General features: G+C 70.8%; 21 protein-coding genes. 7 read left to right on the plus strand and 14 right to left on the minus strand.

Features of this window, described 5'->3' with window-relative positions; genetic code table 11:
- The first annotated feature begins 61 nt into the window (after nt 1–61).
- The 3 genes from IEY87_RS00085 (at nt 62) to IEY87_RS00095 (ending at nt 2,977) form a co-directional block, all read left to right on the plus strand.
- The gene (locus IEY87_RS00085) at nt 62–1,417 is read left to right on the plus strand and encodes an HD-GYP domain-containing protein (protein ID WP_189136376.1); all 1,356 of its coding nucleotides are present in this window, start codon (nt 62–64) and stop codon (nt 1,415–1,417) included.
- A complete protein-coding gene (locus tag IEY87_RS00090) occupies nt 1,414–2,673 on the plus strand; it encodes an HD-GYP domain-containing protein (protein ID WP_189136377.1) in 1,260 nt (419 codons plus the stop codon). Before IEY87_RS00085 ends, IEY87_RS00090 begins: the two co-directional genes overlap by 4 nt.
- A 91-nt stretch (nt 2,674–2,764) precedes the next feature.
- On the plus strand, nt 2,765–2,977 hold the full coding sequence (locus IEY87_RS00095) for a biotin/lipoyl-binding carrier protein (protein ID WP_189136378.1): 213 nt from the start codon (nt 2,765–2,767) through the stop codon (nt 2,975–2,977).
- Nucleotides 2,978–3,077: 100 nt separating this feature from the next.
- Here IEY87_RS00095 and IEY87_RS00100 read toward each other — a convergent pair whose 3' ends face one another.
- On the minus strand, nt 3,078–3,458 hold the full coding sequence (locus tag IEY87_RS00100) for a thioesterase family protein (RefSeq protein WP_189136379.1): 381 nt from the start codon (nt 3,456–3,458) through the stop codon (nt 3,078–3,080).
- A 272-nt stretch (nt 3,459–3,730) separates the two neighbouring features.
- Here IEY87_RS00100 and IEY87_RS00105 point away from each other — a divergent pair, with 272 nt between their 5' ends.
- A complete protein-coding gene (locus IEY87_RS00105; protein ID WP_189136380.1) occupies nt 3,731–5,317 on the plus strand; it encodes a serine/threonine-protein kinase in 1,587 nt (528 codons plus the stop codon).
- Between the two features lie 6 nt (nt 5,318–5,323).
- On the opposite strand, the gene IEY87_RS00110 is transcribed toward IEY87_RS00105, so the two are convergent.
- From IEY87_RS00110 to IEY87_RS00140, 7 genes are all read right to left on the minus strand, one after another.
- Nucleotides 5,324–6,970 carry an acetolactate synthase gene (locus IEY87_RS00110; protein WP_189136381.1) on the minus strand — a complete coding sequence of 549 codons (1,647 nt, stop codon included), beginning with the start codon at nt 6,968–6,970 and terminating at the stop codon, nt 5,324–5,326.
- Between the two features lie 52 nt (nt 6,971–7,022).
- On the minus strand, nt 7,023–7,790 hold the full coding sequence (locus IEY87_RS00115; protein WP_189136382.1) for a DUF4097 family beta strand repeat-containing protein: 768 nt from the start codon (nt 7,788–7,790) through the stop codon (nt 7,023–7,025).
- Nucleotides 7,787–8,440: a response regulator transcription factor gene (locus IEY87_RS00120; protein WP_189136383.1), complete on the minus strand. Its 654-nt coding sequence runs from the start codon at nt 8,438–8,440 to the stop codon at nt 7,787–7,789. The genes IEY87_RS00115 and IEY87_RS00120 overlap by 4 nt, the downstream gene beginning before the upstream one ends.
- A complete protein-coding gene (locus IEY87_RS00125) occupies nt 8,431–9,591 on the minus strand; it encodes a sensor histidine kinase (RefSeq protein ID WP_189136384.1) in 1,161 nt (386 codons plus the stop codon). The genes IEY87_RS00120 and IEY87_RS00125 overlap by 10 nt, the downstream gene beginning before the upstream one ends.
- Nucleotides 9,592–9,710: 119 nt before the next feature.
- The gene (locus IEY87_RS00130; protein ID WP_189136385.1) at nt 9,711–10,292 is read right to left on the minus strand and encodes a helix-turn-helix domain-containing protein; all 582 of its coding nucleotides are present in this window, start codon (nt 10,290–10,292) and stop codon (nt 9,711–9,713) included.
- Nucleotides 10,293–10,353: 61 nt separating this feature from the next.
- Nucleotides 10,354–11,076: a dethiobiotin synthase gene (gene bioD, locus IEY87_RS00135; RefSeq protein WP_189136386.1), complete on the minus strand. Its 723-nt coding sequence runs from the start codon at nt 11,074–11,076 to the stop codon at nt 10,354–10,356.
- A gap of 30 nt (nt 11,077–11,106) precedes the next feature.
- A complete protein-coding gene (locus tag IEY87_RS00140; protein ID WP_189136387.1) occupies nt 11,107–11,826 on the minus strand; it encodes a GntR family transcriptional regulator in 720 nt (239 codons plus the stop codon).
- A 582-nt stretch (nt 11,827–12,408) separates the two neighbouring features.
- Here IEY87_RS00140 and IEY87_RS00145 point away from each other — a divergent pair.
- Nucleotides 12,409–13,878, plus strand: coding sequence for a PAS domain-containing sensor histidine kinase (locus IEY87_RS00145; RefSeq protein WP_189136388.1), 1,470 nt, complete (start codon nt 12,409–12,411; stop codon nt 13,876–13,878).
- A 188-nt stretch (nt 13,879–14,066) separates the two neighbouring features.
- Here the strand turns inward: IEY87_RS00145 and IEY87_RS00150 are convergent, their stop codons facing one another.
- Nucleotides 14,067–14,321: a WhiB family transcriptional regulator gene (locus tag IEY87_RS00150; protein ID WP_189136389.1), complete on the minus strand. Its 255-nt coding sequence runs from the start codon at nt 14,319–14,321 to the stop codon at nt 14,067–14,069.
- Nucleotides 14,322–14,586: 265 nt separating this feature from the next.
- A complete protein-coding gene (locus IEY87_RS00155; RefSeq protein ID WP_189136390.1) occupies nt 14,587–15,552 on the minus strand; it encodes a diacylglycerol/lipid kinase family protein in 966 nt (321 codons plus the stop codon).
- Nucleotides 15,553–15,663: 111 nt separating this feature from the next.
- On the opposite strand from IEY87_RS00155, the gene IEY87_RS00160 reads away from it, so the two are divergent.
- The gene (locus tag IEY87_RS00160) at nt 15,664–16,050 is read left to right on the plus strand and encodes a hypothetical protein (RefSeq protein WP_189136391.1); all 387 of its coding nucleotides are present in this window, start codon (nt 15,664–15,666) and stop codon (nt 16,048–16,050) included.
- Here IEY87_RS00160 and IEY87_RS00165 read toward each other — a convergent pair.
- From IEY87_RS00165 to sodN, 3 genes are all read right to left on the minus strand, one after another.
- Nucleotides 16,047–16,826, minus strand: a complete 780-nt coding sequence (locus IEY87_RS00165; RefSeq protein ID WP_189136392.1) for an RNA polymerase sigma factor SigF — start codon at nt 16,824–16,826, stop codon at nt 16,047–16,049. The genes IEY87_RS00160 and IEY87_RS00165 overlap by 4 nt on opposite strands.
- Nucleotides 16,827–16,843: 17 nt before the next feature.
- Nucleotides 16,844–17,269, minus strand: coding sequence for an ATP-binding protein (locus tag IEY87_RS00170; protein WP_189136393.1), 426 nt, complete (start codon nt 17,267–17,269; stop codon nt 16,844–16,846).
- Nucleotides 17,270–17,397: 128 nt separating this feature from the next.
- Nucleotides 17,398–17,799, minus strand: coding sequence for a superoxide dismutase, Ni (gene sodN, locus IEY87_RS00175; protein ID WP_225276875.1), 402 nt, complete (start codon nt 17,797–17,799; stop codon nt 17,398–17,400).
- Between the two features lie 89 nt (nt 17,800–17,888).
- Between sodN and IEY87_RS00180 the strand changes: the two genes are divergently transcribed.
- Nucleotides 17,889–18,224 carry a S24 family peptidase gene (locus tag IEY87_RS00180; protein ID WP_189136394.1) on the plus strand — a complete coding sequence of 112 codons (336 nt, stop codon included), beginning with the start codon at nt 17,889–17,891 and terminating at the stop codon, nt 18,222–18,224.
- Here IEY87_RS00180 and IEY87_RS00185 read toward each other — a convergent pair.
- Nucleotides 18,200–18,613, minus strand: coding sequence for a CGNR zinc finger domain-containing protein (locus tag IEY87_RS00185; protein ID WP_189136395.1), 414 nt, complete (start codon nt 18,611–18,613; stop codon nt 18,200–18,202). The genes IEY87_RS00180 and IEY87_RS00185 overlap by 25 nt on opposite strands.
- Nucleotides 18,614–18,665: the final 52 nt, after the last annotated feature.

Consider the following 18,665-nt stretch of genomic DNA (forward strand, 5'->3'; position numbering starts at 1 on the left):
CTGGCGGGCGGGACCGCACCGCCCGGGGTTTCCTGGACCTGAGTGCTGGTGGGGGGCCGCAATGCGTGATCTGCCGTGGCCCGCGAGGGTTTACCTGCTCGCCGTCATCGGCGCGGCGGCGGCCCTCATCGGGCGCAGTCTGATCACCTCCGGCAGCCTGGTGGCGCCGGAGAATCTCGATGTACTGCTCGTGCTCGTCCTGCTGTTCCTGGTGTGCGAGTCGATGCCGACCCTGCTCAACGTGGAGCAGTTCGCGGTGTCGGTCAGCTTCTCGGCGGCGCTGGCCGCGGTGGTGCTCATCGGGCCGGATGGGGCGGCGCTGGTGGGCCTGACGGCGGTGCTGAGCGTGCGCCCTGGGCTGCCGCTCATCAAACGGGTGTTCAACGGCGCGCAGTTCGCCATCTGCGGCTACGCGGCCGGTGGCGTCTATGTCTGGCTCGGTGGCGCCGTCGGCGTGCCGAAGGTCAACGCCTTCGACGATCTCATCGGCCCCTACGCCGCGGCCACCGCCGTGTTCGTGCCGCTCAACATCCTGCTCACGCTCACCATGATCAGGCTGGCCGCCAACGTCAGCGCCCTGGAGGTGCCGCTGCGCGGGCTGGCCCAGTTCCTGCTGTCCTATCTGGGCTACGGGACGTTCGGGCTGCTGGTGGCCGGGCTCTGGGCGACCGTGCAGTCCATCTCGGCGGTGCTCGTGCTGTTGCCGCTGTTCGTGGCCCGCTGGGCGTTCGGCCAGTATCACGCGCAGCAGCGCTCCTACGACGCCACCATCGCGGCGCTGTGCCAGGCGGTGGAGACCAAGGACTACTACACCAGGGGTCACTGCACCCGCGTCTCGCTCGGCTCCTCCATGATCGCGCACGAGGTGGGCATGGGGATGGAGCGGCTGCGGGCCATCCGCTACGCCGGCATGCTGCACGACGTGGGCAAGCTCGGCGTGCCCACCAAGGTGCTGCAGAAGGACGGGCCGCTGACCGAGGAGGAGTTCGCCGCGATCCAGCTCCACCCGATGCGCGGGCTGGAGATCGTGCAGGGGATCGACTTCCTGGATGAGGCGTTCGCCGGGATCATGCACCATCACGAGCGGCACGACGGCAGGGGCTACCCGATGGGGCTGGCCGCCGACGAGATCCCGGAGTTCGCCCGGATCATCGCCGTGGCCGACGCGTTCGACTCGATGACCTCCGACCGCGCCTACCGTGGCGCCCGGCCCATCGAGGTGGCCGTCGAGGAGTTGCGCAAGGGCGCGGGCACGCACTTCGACCCGGTGATGGTCGAGGCGTTCATGCGGGCGCTGGAGCGCGAGCCGTGGCAGCCGCCGCGCCGCGTCGAGCCGCCGCCTCCCGAGGGCCCTGACACCCTCACCAAGGACCACGACGACCCGACCATGCCCATCGAAGTGGTGACGGGGCCGTGACGCGCTCCTACCAGCGGTTCGGGGCCGCACAACTGCTGCTCATCTGCGCGGCCGCCCTGATCGCCACGGCCGGGATCGCCTACACCTGCGCCGTGGGCCTGGACCGGCCGGAGATCGCCGTCGGGTTCGGCGCGCTCATCGCGGCCGGGGAGCTCGCCAGGCTGACGATGCCGGGCAACCGGGAGGTGGCGCCCGTCGGCGCCGCCGCGGCGCTCGGCTACACCCTGCTGCTCGACCTCAGTCAGGCCCCGCTGCGGCACTCGGCGCTCCAGGTGGTGGCCGTGATCGCCGTCGGGATGTTCGCCGGCGCGCTGCCGCACCTGGCGGTCGGCCGCCCGCCCCGGCTGGACGCGATGGCCCGCCGCCTGCTCACCGGCGCCCTGCTCGCCTTCGCCTTCCGCCCGCTCGCCGATCCCCTCTACAAGGCCACACAGGGGCAGCTGGGCACCTGGTGGCCGGCGCTCGGGGTGATGGTGGTGCTCATCAGCCTTACCCTGCTGATCGACGTGCTCATCGCCGCCCTGCTCCGGGCCGAGCAACTGCGCACCGCCTTCAGGGTGGCGGTGCGTGACGAGCTCAACGTCGCCTTCCCGCTCGGCGCCGCCGTCGCCTCCTCGGGCATGCTGCTGGCCCTGGCCACGCACAGCATGGACCTGGTGGCCCTGCTGGTCTTCGCGGCCCCGCTGCTCGTCACCCAGGTGGCCTTCCGCAAGTACGCCGGCATCCGCGCCACCTACCTGCAGACGGTTCGCGCCCTGTCCCGGGTCACCGAGGTCGGCGGCTACGTCGAGCCAGGCCACTCGCGCCGGGTCAGCCGCCTGGCGGTGGCGATCGGCAGGGAGCAGGGCATGGCCGAGCCGGAGCTCCTGGAGCTGGAGTACGCCGCGCTCATGCACGACATCGGCCAGCTCTCGCTGCGCGACCCGATTCCCGGCGGCGCGACCGTGCTGACCGACCCGGAGCAGGCTCGCCGCATCGCCGAGCTGGGCGCCGAGGTGATCAGGCAGACGGGAGTGCTCGACCGGGTCGCCGATCTGGTCAGCCGCCAGTGCGACGAGATGAGCGATGACCCGCCGCAGTCGAGCCGCATCATCAAGGTCGCCAACGCCTACGACGACCTGCTCGGCGGCTCGACCGACCGCGACCGGGCGGGGGCCGCGCTGGAGCGGCTCAGGCTGGGCGCGGGCACGGCCTACGATCCCGTCGCCATCGAGGCCCTGGCCCGGGTCGCCGACCGCCCGTCGCACCGGCGCTAGAGGCGGCGCCGCGGGCCCCTGTGCAGGGCCGTGGATCCCTGGCACGATCGCCACGGAAGAGACGGTCGGATCAGTACCCAAGGGAGTCGGGATGGCTGAGGTCCACGCCGAGATGGTGGCGAACGTGTGGAAGGTCGTCGTCCAGGAGGGTGACGAGGTCTCCGAAGGCGACACGCTGGTCATTCTCGAGTCGATGAAGATGGAGATCCCGGTGCTCGCCGAGGACGCCGGCGTGGTGGTCCAGCTCAAGGTGACCGAGGGCGAGGTGATCCAGGAGGGTCACCTGATCGCGGTCATCGAGTAGTGAGGTGCTCCAGGAGGGTCACCTGATCGCTGTCATCGGGTGGCGCGGGCGAGGAACCGGTCGCGGTCATCGGGTGGCGCGGGTGAAAAAGCGGTCGCTGTCATCGGGTGGCGCGGGTGAGGAAGCGGTCGCGGTTCACCACGATCCGTTCGATCGTGCCGCGGGCGACGACGGCGTGCGTGTCCTGGGCCTGGAAGGCGAAGGTCAGCCGTCTGCCGTCGACTCCGGTGAGCTCGGCGCCGATCTCCACGTGGGTGCCGATCGGGCTGGCGGCCAGGTGTTCGAGCTCGATCCGGGTGCCGACCGAGGTCTCACCCGGCGCCAGGACCTGGCCGAGGGCCCGCACGGTGGCCTGCTCGGCCAGCGCCAGCAGCCGGGGCGTGGCCAGCACCGGGACATCGCCGCTGCCGATCTTCTCGGCCGTGTCCTCCCGCTCCACCATGATGAGCAGCTTGGCACGAAGACCCGGCGCGAGCGTCATGACGTCAGCCTAGTGCGGGTACCGGGGTCGGCCGCGTGGCGCGCACCCGGTACGGTGCTGTGATCTCACAGAAAACCGGGACAAGTGTGGTCGCCAGGCCGCAGGATAGGGTTTGTACGGCTTGTGGCAATTGTGTGGCATGTGAGGACAGTGGGCCGTACACTCTCGGAGTTCCGTGACCTCTGTGTTATCTCACCGCGACACAAGTCCGCTTGGTTGGAGAACCCTGGGGTGGGAGAGGTTCTAGAGGTAGAGGGGTAGCGGGGGAAGTCATGGTGGCCCAAGGGACGACGCTGGCGGGGCGGTATCGCCTGGATACCCGCATCGGCGCCGGTGGCATGGGCGAGGTCTGGCGCGGAGAGGACACGGTCCTCGCGCGGACCGTCGCCGTCAAGGTGCTGCTCCCGGGGCGCATGCAGGACCCGGGGTTCCTCGCGCGCTTCCAGGCGGAAGCCAGAGCGATGGCGACGATCAACCACCCCGGTGTGGTGGACGTCTACGACTACGGCGTCAGCGGCGACACCGTCTACCTGGTGATGAAGTTCGTCGACGGGGAGCCGCTCGACCGGTTATTGACCCGTCTCGGCAGGATCTCGCCGCAGCCCGCGATGGAGTTGATCGCGCAGGCGGCCTCGGCCCTGCAGGCCGTGCACGACCAGGGGATCGTGCACCGCGACGTGAAGCCGGGCAACCTGCTGGTGCAGCGCGACGGCACTCTGGTCATCACCGACTTCGGCATCGCCAGGTCCGATCTGGCCAACCGGCTCACCGACGCCGGCATGGTGCTCGGCACCGCCGCCTACTGCGCGCCCGAGCAGGCCGAGGGCGCGCCGGTCACGCCCGCCGTGGACATCTACGCGCTGGGCGTGGTGGCCTACGAGTGCCTGGCGGGGCAGCGGCCGTTCGATGGTGACAGCCCTGTCACCATCGCGCTCAAGCACATCCGCGAGGCGCCCCCGGCGCTGCCGGGCGACATCCCGCCGCCGGTGCGGGCGCTGGTGGAGCGCGCGCTGTCCAAGGACCCGGCCAGGCGCTTCCCGAGTGCCTCGGCGATGAGCGACACGGCTCGCAGGGTGGCCGCCGGTGACCCCTCGGTGGAGGTCGCCCTCCCGTCGGCGACGGGCGCCACGATGGCACCGCCGCCGCAGGCGGCCTACCAGACCGGTGCGATGCAGGCGGCGCCCGAGGTCACCACGGTGGCCGGGCCGCGGCAGGGCAGCCGGCGCGCGAGCAAGGCCCCCCGTCGGGGCGGGCTGATCGCGGGCCTGGCCGCCGCGGTGGTGCTCGGCCTGGGCGCGGGCGCGGTCGCGCTGACCGAGATGAGCGCGGAAGGCGTCCAGAGCGTCGATGCGGGCGCGGATTCGTCGGTGTCCGCGTCGGTGTCCGGCGGACCGAAGGACACCGCCGAGCCCGAAGAGCCGACGCGGGAGCCGACCAAGAGGCCGCCGACCCGCCCCGCGCCCACCCGCGAGCCGGTCGGCAACAGGACGACGCCGACTCCCTCGGAGGACGAGCCCAAGGACGACGCGACCACCTCTCCCACCCCCAAGCCCTCCAAGACGCCCACCCCGACGCCGACTCCGACGCAGAAGCCGAAGCCGAAGCGGGAGGTGCCTTACGTGGTCGACGTGCCCTACTTGCAGGCCCGGTCGATGATCGCGAAGGCCGGGTTCAAGCTCGACGCCGATGACCAGACCTTCGGCGAGGTGGAGCAGTCCTGCCTCAAGATCGGCCAGAGCTGGCCGGACGGCGGCGAGATGCTCGAGATGGGCAAGACGGTGCGGGTCGTCCTCATTCCGATGGTGCCGTGCAGCGCGCCCACCCCGAGCGTGACGGTGACCACCAACGTCAAGCAGTAGCGCGCCTCACACGCCGGTCGTGTTGCGCGGGTAGGCGATCGCCGGGTCCGTGGCGATGTTCACCATGTACGGGATGCCGGAGTCGAACGCGCGGCGGAGGGCGGGACCGATCTCCGATGGCTTGGTGACCAGCTCCCCGCCGCCGCCGAGCGCCGTGACGACCTGGTCGTAGCGGCACTGCGGCTGCAGCTCCGCGGCCACGTCGTAGCCGTAGAGCAGCTGCATCGGGTGCTTCTCCAGGCCCCAGATGCCGTTGTTGCCGCAGATCATGACGACCGGCAGGCGGTGCCGTACCAGGGTGTCGACGTCCATCAGGGAGAAGCCCGCGGCGCCGTCGCCCAGCAGGAGGACCACCTGCGAGGAGGGGCGGGCCAGGCGGGCGGCGATGGCGTAGCCGAGCCCGGTGCCGAGGCAGCCGTAGGGGCCCGGGTCGAGCCAGTTGCCCGGCTGCCTGGGCTCGACGTACTTGCCCGCGTAGGAGACGAAGTCGCCGCCGTCGCCGATCACCACGGCGTCCTCGGCCAGCACCTTGCCCAGCTCGCCGTAGACGCGCATGGGGTGGATCGGGTCGGAGTCGGCGGCCAGCAGGCCCGCGTCGCCGGCGATGGCGGCGGCGGCCTTGTCGGCCAGCTTCGTCACCCAGTCGGCGTAGCGGGTCGGCTTGACGCCCGCCTCGCCGCAGGCGTCCCCGAGGCTCCAGAGCACCACGGACAGGTCGCCCGCGGCCGAGGCGACCGGCCGCATGTGCGTGGTCAGGTGGGACGGCGCGTCGGCGATGTGCACCACCTTGGCCAGCGGCGCGCCGTCCTTGCCGCCGAACCAGCCGTAGCCGAGGCGGAAGTCGAGCGGGGTGCCGATGACGACGACCAGGTCGGCCTGGGCGAAGGCGTCGCCGCGGGCGCGGGTGACGAGCAGCTCGTGACCGGCGGGCAGGATGCCACGGCCCTGGCCGTTGGGGATGACCGGCAGCCGCCAGGTCTCCGCGAAGTCGCGGGCGGCCTCCTCGGCCCGGTCCATCCACACGTCCGAGCCGTAGACCAGCACCGGCCGCTCGGCCTCGGCCAGCAGCTTGGCGATGGCGCGCAGGTCGTCCCGGTCGGGCTCCAGCGGCGAGGGCGACTGCGTCTCCGTCTCGTGCACGGGGGAGGGCGAGAACAGGTGGTCCATGTGGAAGTCGAGGAAGACCGGGCCACGGTGCGGCGCGACCGCGGTGCGGAAGGCCATCTCGACGTCCTGGCTCACCGAGTCGGCGCCGGAGGCGGTGAAGGCCAGCTTGGTGATCGGGGCGAGCAGCGGCGGATGGTCCATCTCCTGCAGCGCTCCGCTGCCCCAGCGCGACTGCGGGGCGCGGCCGCCCATGATGACCACCGGCGAGCCGTTGGCATGCGCGGTGGCCACGCCGCTGACGCCGTTGGTGATGCCGGGCCCGGCCGTCAGCACCGCCAGGCCGGGTGTCCTGGTGAGCCGGGCCGTGGCCTCGGCGGCGAAGACCGCGCTCTGCTCGTGGCGCACGTCGAGGATGCGTACGCCCTCGTGCTGCGCGCCGTCGTAGAGGGGGAAGACATGCCCGCCCGAGAGGGTGAACATGGTCTCGACACCGTAGGCCTTGGACACGGCGACGGCGGCGTCACCGGCGTGCTTCGCAGACTTCATGCCCGGGAACTTACCAATGAGCCACAAGAGTAAACAGTCCATGGGCTCCCGTTCAGCAGCAGATGTCCACCTCGCCCTGCGGAGTGGACGCGGTGATCTTCCGCGGCGACGTGGCGGAGCGGTCGGTGGAGACGGAGGCGTCCGGGGCGTCCACCGACACGTCATAGCGAGCCTCCGGCAGGTTCAGGTCGATGTCGCCGGAGGTCCTGACCACCGCCCGCACCCGGGTCGGCGGCTCCCGGAAATCCATCTCCACCCGCCCGGAGCCCACCTCCACGTCGGCCCGGTCCACGAAGAGGTCGTCCCCCTTGACATCGCCCGAGCCGCTTCTGACGTGCAGGGGGCCGGGGATGTCGTAGGCGTAGACGTCACCGGAGACCGAGGTGACGCGCACGTCGCCGTACACGCCGTCGACGCCGACCGGGGCGGTGGAGCTGATGATCTCGATGTCGGTCTCCTGAGGCACGAACAGCCGGTAGTTGGCCTCGCAGGTCTCCTCCTGCTGCCATTCCGGTGTGCAGGAGGAGTCCAGCCGCAGCGTCCGGCCGTTCCAGTCCTCGGAGACGGACGGCTTGTCCCGCGTCCACTTCAGTTGCCGGTCGACGACGATCACCCCGGCCTCGCCCGCGTGCACGGTGAGTCGTACGTGGCCTCCGTTCGCCTCGATCCTGAGCTGCGCGTTGCCCGGGAGGGGGATGGTCCGGGCGGTGTGCTCGCTCGGCGCCTGCGCCATGGCCATCCCCCGGGAGAGGGCCACGGTGGTGATGACCAGGGTCAGCACGGTCACCAGAGCGCCGGTGATCAACCAGGCCGCTCTCATGGCAGGCTCCTGATCTTGAGAAACTGCAGGACGGCGAGCACCCGCCGGTGGTCACCCTCGGCGGGGGACAGGTCGAGCTTGGTGAAGATGTTGCCGATGTGCTTGCCCACCGCTCCCTCGCTGAGCACGAGCTGCCGGCCGATGCCCGCGTTGGAGCGGCCCTCGGCCATCAGCTGGAGCACCTCGCCCTCCCGGGGCGTCAGCCGGTCCAGCGGGTCGCTGTGGCCGCGCAGCAAGAGCTGGGCGACCACCTCGGGGTCCAGCGCGGTGCCACCCGCCGCCACCCTGCGCAGCGCGTCGATGAACTCGTCCACGTCCGCCACGCGGTCCTTGAGCAGGTAGCCGACGCCGCCGGTGGCGGAGGCGAGCAGCTGGGCGGCGTAGCGCTCCTCGACGTACTGGGACAGCACCAGGACCGCCGGCGAGGGTTGCGCCCGGCGCAGCACCAGCGAGGCGCGCAGGCCCTCGTCGGTGTGCGTGGGCGGCATGCGCACATCCGTGAGCACCAGATCGGGGCGGTGCTCCGCGGCCGCGCGCAGTAACTGCTCGGCGTCGCCGACGGCGGCCACCACCCGCATGCCGGCGGCCTCCAGAAGCCGGATCAGCCCCTCGCGCAGCAGCACGGAGTCCTCGGCCAGCACTACTCGCACGGTAGATCCACCTCGATCGTCGTAGGCCCGCCCAGCGGGCTGTGCAGGCGCAGGGTGCCGTCCACGGAGTCGATTCGCTGGCCGAGGCCGCGCAGCCCGGTGCCGCCGTCGAGCCGGGCGCCGCCGCAGCCGTCGTCGTAGACCAGGACGTGCAGCCGATCCCGCTCGCGGCGCACCGTCACCTCGGCCCTGGTGGCCGCGGCGTGCTTGGCGATGTTGGTGAGTGCTTCGGACACGATGAAGAAGGCCACCGCCTCGATCGTGGGGGTGGTGCGGCGCTCGATGTCGACGCGCAGCCGTACCGGGATGGGGGCCCGGGCGGCCACGCCGGAGAGCGCCGCGTCCAGGCCCTGGTCGTTGAGCACCGCGGGATGCAGGCCGCGGACGAGGTCGCGCAGCTCCTTGAGCGCCTGCTTGGACTCCTCGTGCGCGCGCTCGATCGCCTCGCGGGCCGGCTCGGGCAGGTCGCGCAGCGTCGCGCGGGCCAGCCCGAGGTTCATCGCCAGCGACACCAGCCGCTGCTGGGCTCCGTCGTGCAGGTCGCGCTCGATGCGGCGGCGCTCGGCGTCGGCCGCGTCGATCACGCCGGCCCGGCTCTCGGTCAGCGTCTCGATCCGCTGGCCCAGCTCCTGGTGGCTGGGGCCGAGCAGGGTGCGGGCGATCGACAGGTCGAGCATGGCCATCGCCCGCGCCAGGATGGGCGCCAGGAACAGCAGGAGGAGGCCGAGGGCGATGTAGACGGCCAGCACCACGGGGTCGCGCAGATCGATGGGGAAGATCAGGGGCGGCGGCTGGACGAGCGGGGGCAGGAAGGCGCTCACCCCCACCAGGCCCCCTGCCCACACGAGCGCGACCATGACCGCGCTCACCACGGCCACCAGCGGGGAGAGCAGGTGGTAGCCGATCTGCCGCCACAGGCTGCTGGTGCGCAGGGTCGGCGCGGCCGGCACCGGCGGGATGCGTACGCCGAGGAAGGCCTCGAACCTGGAGCGCTGCACCCGGGTGAGCCAGGGCATGCCGACGCGCAGCGCGGGCGGGACCACGGCCAGCACGAGGGTGAGCCCGGCGAGCACGAACGCGACGGGCGGCCCGGTCATGACGTGCGCCGTCGCCAGCCAGGCCCTCGCCGACCAGGGGCGGATGGCTTTCATGTCTCCAACGGTATTGATCGCGGCACCATGCGCGACATGGCCCTGCTGTGTCCATCCAGGGTGGAGATAGCCCCACCCTTACAACGGGATTATCCCGCTAAGTCGTGAAATGGGGGAGATCAGGCTTGCGGCCGCGCGCGGACGTGCATGCGTTCGCCCTGGGAGCCGAACAGGATGAGGATCTCGACCGGCTGGTCGTCGGCGCAGCCGAACCAGTGCGGCACCCGGGTGTCGAACTCGGCGGCCTCGCCCGCGCGCAGCACCAGATCACGCTCGGCCAGCAGCAGCCGCAGCCGTCCGGACAGCACGTACAGCCACTCGTAGCCCTCGTGCGTCTGCGGCTCCGTCCGGGGGCGGTCCGGCTCAATAATGATCTTGTACGCCTGCGGGCTGCCCGGCTGTCTGGTCAGCGGCAGCACGGTCATGCGGTTCAGCCGGCGGGGGGAGAGCTGGATGCGCGGGTCGCCGACCTCCGGCGCGCCCACGAGCTCCTCCAGGGGCACCCGGTAGGCCTGGGCGATGGGCAGCAGCAGCTCCAGGCTGGGGCGGCGCCGGCCGGACTCCAGGCGCGACAGGGTGCTGGTGGAGATCCCGGTGGCCTGGGTGAGCGCGGACAGGGTCAGGCCGCGCTCGGCACGCAGTCCCTTGAGCCGGGGGCCCACCTTCGCCAGGACCCCGTTGATCGCCGCAGAGTTCTCCATGGCATCTCTCATTCCCGGAAACAGCATGAAAAGCTGCCACAACGGGGGCATGAGCGCAAGCTCACGGACCCAGCGCGCAGGTCTCCCTGAACACCGCCGGGTCGAACGAGCCGCCCAGCGTGCCGGCCAGGCCGCGCCGCGACACGGCGGCGAACTCCTCGCGGCCGAGCCCGGCGGCGCCCTCGGGCAGCACCCCCGCCAGGGGCCGCGCCGCCAGCATCTCCAGGTCGGCCACGTTGCTCCGCTCGGCCAGGCCCGGACTGCGGGGCCAGGCCCCGATCACCAACCCGGCCAGGTCGAGTCCCCGGTGAGCCAGCGCCTCCAGCGTCAGCGCGGTGTGGTTGAGCGTGCCCGGCCCGGCGCGGGTCACCACGAGCACCTGCGCCCCGAGCAGCCTGGCCAGGTCGGCGATGGTCGCGCCGTCGTCGTCGAAGCGCACCAGCAGCCCGCCCGTGCCCTCCACGACCACCAGTCGGACGGTCTCGGTCAGCTCCCGGACCAGGCCCGCCGCCGCGGGCATCGACACCGCGGGCTCTCTCGCCAGCCGCGCGGCGGCGGCCGGCGACAGCGGCGCCTCGAACCGGGCCAGCTCGAACGTGGTCGTCACGCCGGACAGCCGGATGACCTCGTCGACATCGGCTCTCTCGCCGGGCGCCGCCCCCGTCTGGGCGGGCTTGACCACGGCCACGCTCGACCCCCGGCCCCGCGCCAGCGTCGCCAGCGCCGCGCACACGACGGTCTTCCCCACGCCGGCGTCGGTCCCGCAGACGACGATCACACTCATCAGGCCAGCGTAGAGCGCCGGCGGCGGAGACTACGGGCGGCGCAACCGGGTGACGAACTTGTAGCGGTCTCCCCGGTAGAGCGACTGCGCCCACTCCACCGGGTTGCCGTCGGCGTCGAAGGCGTGCCGGGTCAGCAGCAGCATGGGCAGGCCCACGTCCACGCCGAGCAGCTTCGCGTCGTACGGGGTGGCGAGCACGGTCTCGATGATCTCCTCAGCGTCCGTCAGCCGTACGTTGTAGGCGTTGTGCAGCGTCTCGTACAGGGAGGAGTGCACTTCCAGCTCGCGCCGCAGCCGGGGGAAGCGGCGCGCGGACAGGTGGGTGGTGTCGACCGAGACGGGCTCGCCGTTGGCCAGCCGGAGCCGGTGGATGCGCAGCACGCGCCCGCCCGGGTTGATGGCCAGCCGCCTGGCCAGCGGCTCGTCCGCGGTGAGGTAGCCGATCTCCAGGATCTTGGTGTCGGGCTCCAGCCCGGCGGTGCGCAGGTCGCCGATGTAGGAGGTCAGCTGCAGTACCTGGGCGACCTTGGGCTGCGCGACGAACGTGCCCTTGCCCTGGATGCGCAGCAGCCGCCCCTCCACGACGAGCTCGGTCAGCGCCTGCCTGACGGTCGTGCGCGAGGTCTCGAAGCGTACGGCCAGCGTCCGCTCGGGCGGCAGCGCGGTGCCCGCCGAGAGCGACTTGGTGAGCTCGAGCAGGCTCCGTTTCACGTCGTAGTACTTCGGTACGCGAGGGCCGTCGTCTGTCACGCTCTCACCTTCACTTCTGCCACGGCGGTGAGGGCGTGTCTGGTCACCGCGAGATCATCGGAACTCACTTCGGCCCGAGCGGTCAACCATGGGTGAAGGCGGCCCGCCGGCACGGAGGGCGGCCGGCAGCCTCCTGCCCGCGGTTGCGGCTCCGCACGGGTGGCAGGATCCGGGAGGGCGAGGCCGGGCGGCTCGCTCGCCCTGTCGCACGCCAATCCGGGCAGCTCAGGCTGATGGTGAAGGATAACCGCAGGGGTGGGCGTGGCCGCAACCGAGGTCGGTGCGAAGGCCCTGCGGGGTGCGGCAGGAAGCGTGCCGATCTTGGGAAACCGGCCCAGGAAGCGCGGGTCATGGTGGCGGAAGAGCCTGCGCAGTGTGATGGTTCTCACAATGTGAGATTTGATGAAAAGGGCGGGTAAAAAGGCACTTTCGCGTCTCGTATGCCGAGACGTTGCGTCTTGGCCGGACCAGGCCTCGCCGCTGCGGCCGAGGCGGCAGCCGGTGTGCGCGTACAGCCCCATGTGCGCATTCAACCAGGGCGCCGGTTTGGCTGTTAGGCGGTCGAGCACGCATGATGCACTCGTGCCGACTCTCAGCGACCTCGTCGTCCGCCACACCGCGCTGAACGCGGAGGACCTCGACTGGCTGCACTCGCTGGTCTCCGACTGGCAGCTGCTGGCCGACCTGTCGTTCGCCGATCTCATCCTGTGGGCGCCCCTGCTGGGTGAGGGCGGCTGGATCGCGATCGCCCAGATGCGGCCCACCACCGGGCCGACCGTGTATCACGACGACATCGTCGGCTCCGTGGCCGCCAAGGGCGAGCGCCCGCTGATCGACACCGCCTGGAACGAGCGGCGCATCTGCCGGGAGGGCGACCCCGACTGGTCGACCGGCGTGCCGGTCCGGGAGGAGACCATCCCGGTGCGGCGCGCGGTCCCGGAGGGCGAGGCGCGCTTCCTGGCGATCATCCAGCGCTCCACCAACCTGTCCTCGGCCCGCACCCCGTCCCGGCTGGAGCTCACCTACCTGCAGAGCGCCTCGGACCTGGCGCAGATGGTGGCCGAGGGGCGCTTCCCCTTCTCCGGCGACGAGCCGATCCTGGTCCGCTCGCCCCGGGTCGGCGACGGCCTGCTGCGACTGGACCGGGCGGGCCGGGTCACCTACGCCTCGCCCAACGCGCTGTCGGCCTACCGGCGGCTCGGGCTGCACGCCGACCTGGTGGGCGCCGAGCTCGGCAGGGTGACCGCGACGCTGTGCTACTCCGACGAGCCCATCAACGAAGATCTCATGATCGTGGCCAGCGGGCGGGCCGCCAAGGAGACCGAGGTGGAGTCGGGCGGCACGATCGTGCAGCTCCGGGCGATCCCGTTGATCGTCGGCGGCGGCCGGATCGGCGCGCTGGTGCTCATCCGGGACGTGACCGAGCTGCGGCGGCGTGAGCGCGAGCTGATGACCAAGGACGCCACCATCCGCGAGATCCACCACCGGGTCAAGAACAACCTGCAGACCGTGGCCGCGCTGCTCCGGCTCCAGGCCAGGCGGCTGCAGGTGCCGGAGGGCCGCGAGGCGCTGGAGGAGGCCGTACGGCGGGTCGGGTCGATCGCGATCGTGCACGAGACGCTCTCGCACGCGCCGGAGGAGTTCGTGGACTTCGACGACATCGCCGACCGGGTGATCGCGATGGCGGGGGAGGTCTCGGCGGCGGAGGCGGCCGTCATGCCGCGGCGGGTGGGCGGCTTCGGGGTGCTGCCCTCGCTGATCGCCACCCCGCTCGCGATGGCGCTGACCGAGTTGCTGCAGAACGCGCTCCAGCACGGCCGGCCTCAGCGGCTGCAGGTGGTGGTCGAGCCGGGCCCCGAGCGGCTCAACGTGCTCGTCTGGGACGACGGTCAGGGGTTGCCCGAGGGGTTCGACCTCGACAGTTCCACCAGCCTCGGCCTGCAGATCGTCCGCACCCTCGTCGAGGGGGAGCTGTCGGGCAGGCTGGCGGTGAAGCCGCGGGAGGGTGGCGGCACGGAGGTCACGCTCTCAATCCCGCTGCCCGCCGCCTGATGCGCGCCGCCTGAAGGGGCCGATTCCGTCAGAAAGCCTGAACGGATTCCCCCAGAAAGCCTGAACGCCGCGCCCCTGTGTCAGGGACGCGGCGTGGTCCTGGTGGAAACGTGGTCGCACCAGGCTGGGTGATGGGCTGCGGCGTTCAGACGGGGCTCCTTTGCCACGCTGTACTTCTCCGGATTGTTTCAGGCGGTGGCGCGGGCGCGGGCCCGGGCGCTGCGGCGCTTGAGCGCCCTACGCTCGTCCTCGCTGAGGCCGCCCCAGACGCCGGCGTCCTGTCCGGACTCCAGCGCCCACTTCAGGCAGGCATCCATGGCCGAGCAGGAATGACATACTTGCTTGGCCTCCTCGATCTGCATGAGTGCCGGTCCGGTGTTGCCGATCGGGAAGAACAGCTCGGGGTCCACGTCACGGCAGGCAGCTACGTGGCGCCAGTCCATGCGTCCACTCCTTAGTCGATGGAGCCTTAGGTCGGCTCCGCGCGGCTACTTTGTGAATGATTTCACTAAGGCGTGCGAACGAGGTCCCGGATCGTGTGGGCCGGGAGATGTTCGCCGTCGGAGGATCTTTGGGGTGTTAAAGGTCCTACGTTCCGACGTCGTGAATTGAGCTTTTCAGCCACGGAGAGTGCACGCAAGAGGGTCTGACCGAAGTTTTGGCCGTTTGGGATGTCGGATGCGTCACACAATCACCGAATGTAACGTGCTAGACCAGAACTTGTAATGCGTTCGGGGTAGCCCGGAATGTGACGTACTCGCGCTCGCCGAGGTAGTCCCCGTCCAGTTGGAAGGCCACCGGGCGGTTGGCGGTCAGGGTGAACTCCGCCTCGTCGTGCAACTGGACCAGGTGCCTGCCGGACGGCAGGCTGTCACTCTCGGTGAGGATGTGCCGGACCACCGGCGCCATCGCCAGCGGCCCGATCCGCCGCAGAGCCAGCATGTCGAGCCCGGTCTCGAAGGCCGCCCACGGTGTGGGGAGGACGGGCTTGCTCCCGATGTAGGACCAGGGCGAGGTGTTGCTGATGATCGCCATGTAGACGCCGGCGGCGGACGGGATGCCGGGACCGGTCAGGCGCATCGCGGGATGCTGCTTGTCCGTCGCCAGATAGTGCCGCAGGGCGGTGTTGACATACCGGGTGGGGGTTGCCTTGCGCCCGGCTCCCCGCAGCCCCTCGACGGCTCTGATGACCTCCGCGTCGTAGCCCATGCCCGAGCAGAAGGTGAAGTAGCGGCTCTCGCCCTCCCAGAGGGCCTGCCCCAGCCCGACGGTGCGCCGCCGGCCCTCGCGCAGCGCCTCCAGCACGGCGCCGGTGGCCTCGACGGGCTCGTTGGGCAGGCCGAGGGCCCTGGCGAAGACGTTGGCGCTGCCGCCCGGGATGACGATCAGGCCCGGCCGCCCCGCGCTCGGGTCGTCGCCGCCGGGGGGTGTGCCGCCGTTGACCGGGTTGAGCAGTCCGTTGACCGTCTCGTTGATGGTCCCGTCACCGCCCAGCACGGCCACCACGTCGTAGCCCTTGGCGCGGGCGTTGGCGGCCAGGGTGGCCGCGTGGCCGCGGTAGGCCGTCTGCTCGACGGTCAGATCGACGGCGGCGCCCAGCGCGCGGATGAGCACGTCGCGTGTCCGGGCGTTCGTGGTGGTGGCCTTGGGGTTCACCAAGAGCATCGTGCGCATGGGGCCAGCGTATCCGCTGGTCGATGTCTACCTTGTGGAGAAAATCCCATTTTGTGAGGTTTCGCCGGAGCGGGATTCTGCGGCGGGCGTACGCGTAGGTAGGGTTCGGATGTGTCGAAGCGTCCATGGAGCCTGATCACCGCCGCCCTCGTCGTCGCCCTCGAAGGGCTGGTCGCGTCCGGGCTGGGCATCTACGTCCTGGTGGAGACGGTGCGCGGCGGAGCCGACGACCTGACGGCCGCGCTGGCCGAGGCGGCGTTCGGCCTGCTGATCGGCGCCGGACTGCTCTGGGTGGCCTGGGGCGGACTGCTGGCGGCCGAGCGGTGGGGGAGAGCGCCCAGCGTGCTGACCCAGATCTTCATGATCCCTGTGGCGGTCACGCTCATCCAGTCGGACCAGCCACTCATCGGGATCCCGTTGATCGTGGTCGCCCTGATCGGGCTCGGCACGCTGCTGGCGCCTCCCACCACCCACGCCCTCTATGGGGACGAGACCTAGTCGTCGGCCGTAAGGCCCTCGCGAAGCTGGGCGAGGGTGCGGGCGAGCAGCCGGGACACGTGCATCTGCGAGATGCCGAGCTCGGTGGCGATCTGCGACTGGGTCATGTTGCCGAAGAAACGCAGCAGCAGAATGCGCTTCTCGCGCGGCGGCAGCCGCTCAAGCAGCGGCTTGAGCGACTCGCGATATTCGACCCCCTCCAGCGACTCGTCGACGATGCCGAGCGAGTCGGAGACGGCCGGCGCGTCGTCGTCGCCGGAGTCGGGCGCGTCCAGGGACACGGTCGAATAGGCGTTGGCCGACTCGAGCCCCTCGAGCACCTCCTCCTCGGTCATCTTGAGGAAGGTCGCCAGCTCGGCCACCGTGGGCGCCCGGCCTTCGCGCTGCGACAGCTCGCTGATCGCCTTGGTGAGCGAGAGCTTGAGCTCCTGCAGCCGGCGCGGCACCCGGACCGCCCAGCCCTTGTCACGGAAGTGGCGCTTGATCTCGCCGACGATCGTGGGAGTGGCGTAGGTGGAGAACTCGACGCCGCGGTTGAGGTCGAACCGGTCGATGGACTTGATCAGACCGATGGTGGCGACCTGCGTGAGGTCGTCGAGCCACTCGCCCCGGTTGCGGAAGCGACGGGCCAGATATTCGACCAGGGGAAGGTGAAGCTCGACCAGCTCGTCCCTGATGCGCTGGCGGCGCGGCTCCTCGGGACTCAGCTCGGACAGCTCGGCGAAGAGCATGCGAGCACGCACCCGGTCGGGCACGGCGTGTTCGCTGGTGGCCATGGCTCCAGTCCCTTCCGTCACGCCGACCTCGCCACGCCTCGGCGCTTACGCAGGACGATCGCCATGCGGTCGGGGGAGTCGGTCACCGCGTCGACGTCGTCTGCCAGCGCGGTCAGCACCATCCAGGCGAAATCATCGCGTTTCGGCGCAGAGCTCCCCACGGTCGCGACTTCGACGCGGACCTGCATCTCCTGGCCCGTGAGCTCGAACTCGGCGGTCAGGTCAGTGCCTGGCACCGCTTCGCTCAGCAGCATGGCGCACGCTTCGTCGACCGCGATCCGCAGATCCTCGATCTCGTCCAGCGTGAAATCCAGCCGGGCGGCCAGCCCGGCCGTGGCCGTACGCAACACCGACAGATAAGCGCTGGCGGCGGGGAGCCTGATGCTCACCACGTCGCGGATGGCTGCCTCGCCTGTCGTGCGCGTCTCGGTTTCCTCGGTCACGATCCTCCTCGCGTATAAGACGCCTACTGCAACTTACCGCCCCCGGGACGTGCTTGGCGGATTCAGACTCGCCATCAACGGAAAAGGCTCTGTGCGGTCTGGAGCCGCACAGAGCCTTTTGCGCCGGTTTAGGCGGCCTTGGTCTCCCAGAAGATCTTGGAGATCTCGTCGATCTTGCCGAGCAGCGCATCGGCCTTGGCGACGTCGACCGTCCCCTTGCCGCCCGCCGCGCCGGCCAGCTTCGTGGCGTCCCAGAAGAGCTGGTGGAGCTGGGGGTAGGTCTCCAGGTGCGGAGGCTTGAAGTAGTCGGTCCAGAGCACCCACAGGTGGTGCTTGACCAGCTCGGCCCGCTCCTCCTTGATGGTGATCGCGCGAGCGCGGAAGACCGGGTCCTCGTTGCCCGCGTACTTCTCCATGATCGCCTTGACCGACTCCGCCTCGATCCGGGCCTGAGCGGGGTCGTAGACACCGCAGGGCAGGTCGCAGTGGGCGGAAGCGACATGCTTGGGTCGTAGCAGTCGTGCGAGCATCAGAAAATCCTTCCTTGATGCCGAATCAGCTTGGTCCAAGTACCGACCTTACTCGTGTTCAAATGCCTTCGGATGAGGGGGTCAGGCCCATGAGAGTGCGTGTCGAGGGTGACTCGATGCGTCCGGCGCTGCTGCCCGGGGACTGGCTTCTGGTACGGCGCGGCGCCCGGGTACGCCCCGGCGACCTCGTGGTGGCCAGGTTGCCCGGCGAGCCGGACCGGCTGATCGTCAAGCGGGTCGCCTGGCACGGCGCGGACGGCTGGTGGCTGGAGAGCGACAACCAGCGCGCCTCGGGCCGCCGCGACAGCTGGGACTTCGGGGCGGTCCCCGAGCTGGTCGGGCGGGTCGTGCTGCGCTACTGGCCGCCGCGCTACCGGCCACTGCGCCACCGGCCACTGCGCTACTGGCGGCGGCGCGCCCGGTAGGCGGCCACGTTGGCCCGGCTGGCGCAGCGTGCCGAGCAGTAGCGGCGGGAGCGGTTGGAGGAGGTGTCGAGGAAGGCGTTCGAGCACCGGGGGTCCAGGCAGCGGCCCAGTCGCTCGGCGCCCAGCTCGGCGACGACCGCGGCCAGCCCCATGACGGCCGCGGCGCCGCTCTGGTCCGCCAGGTGCAGATGCCAGTGCCCGTCGTGGTCCGTCAGCTGAGGGCGTACGGGATAGCGGGACAGGAGGGCGTTGAGCAGGCCGGCCACCGTCGCGCCGTCGCCGGCGTCGAACACCGCGGCCAGCTCCGCGCGCAGCGGCTGGAGCTCGGGCGGTGCGGCGGGATCGTTGACCAGGCGGACCGCCCACTCGGCGTAAGAGGTCAGGTCCATGCCGGAGTATTACACGCCGCGAAGGGTGCCCCGAAACGGGACGCCTCTGATG

The sequence above is a fragment of the Nonomuraea glycinis genome (assembly GCF_014646515.1).
Taxonomy (GTDB): domain Bacteria; phylum Actinomycetota; class Actinomycetes; order Streptosporangiales; family Streptosporangiaceae; genus Nonomuraea; species Nonomuraea glycinis.

Bases quoted from the DNA above. Each gene is read 5' to 3' on its own strand.
- IEY87_RS00095 (WP_189136378.1), top strand. From the start codon at position 2,765: ATGGCTGAGGTCCACGCCGAGATGGTGGCGAACGTGTGGAAGGTCGTC.
- IEY87_RS00125 (WP_189136384.1), bottom strand. From the start codon at position 9,591: ATGAAAGCCATCCGCCCCTGGTCGGCGAGGGCCTGGCTGGCGACGGCG.
- IEY87_RS00155 (WP_189136390.1), bottom strand. From the start codon at position 15,552: ATGCGCACGATGCTCTTGGTGAACCCCAAGGCCACCACCACGAACGCC.
- IEY87_RS00165 (WP_189136392.1), bottom strand. From the start codon at position 16,826: ATGGCCACCAGCGAACACGCCGTGCCCGACCGGGTGCGTGCTCGCATG.
- IEY87_RS00180 (WP_189136394.1), top strand. From the start codon at position 17,889: ATGAGAGTGCGTGTCGAGGGTGACTCGATGCGTCCGGCGCTGCTGCCC.
- IEY87_RS00130 (WP_189136385.1), bottom strand. From the start codon at position 10,292: ATGGAGAACTCTGCGGCGATCAACGGGGTCCTGGCGAAGGTGGGCCCC.
- IEY87_RS00115 (WP_189136382.1), bottom strand. From the start codon at position 7,790: ATGAGAGCGGCCTGGTTGATCACCGGCGCTCTGGTGACCGTGCTGACC.
- IEY87_RS00105 (WP_189136380.1), top strand. From the start codon at position 3,731: ATGGTGGCCCAAGGGACGACGCTGGCGGGGCGGTATCGCCTGGATACC.
- IEY87_RS00185 (WP_189136395.1), bottom strand. From the start codon at position 18,613: ATGGACCTGACCTCTTACGCCGAGTGGGCGGTCCGCCTGGTCAACGAT.
- IEY87_RS00085 (WP_189136376.1), top strand. From the start codon at position 62: ATGCGTGATCTGCCGTGGCCCGCGAGGGTTTACCTGCTCGCCGTCATC.
- IEY87_RS00110 (WP_189136381.1), bottom strand. From the start codon at position 6,970: ATGAAGTCTGCGAAGCACGCCGGTGACGCCGCCGTCGCCGTGTCCAAG.
- sodN (WP_225276875.1), bottom strand. From the start codon at position 17,799: ATGCTCGCACGACTGCTACGACCCAAGCATGTCGCTTCCGCCCACTGC.
- IEY87_RS00100 (WP_189136379.1), bottom strand. From the start codon at position 3,458: ATGACGCTCGCGCCGGGTCTTCGTGCCAAGCTGCTCATCATGGTGGAG.
- bioD (WP_189136386.1), bottom strand. From the start codon at position 11,076: ATGAGTGTGATCGTCGTCTGCGGGACCGACGCCGGCGTGGGGAAGACC.
- IEY87_RS00150 (WP_189136389.1), bottom strand. From the start codon at position 14,321: ATGGACTGGCGCCACGTAGCTGCCTGCCGTGACGTGGACCCCGAGCTG.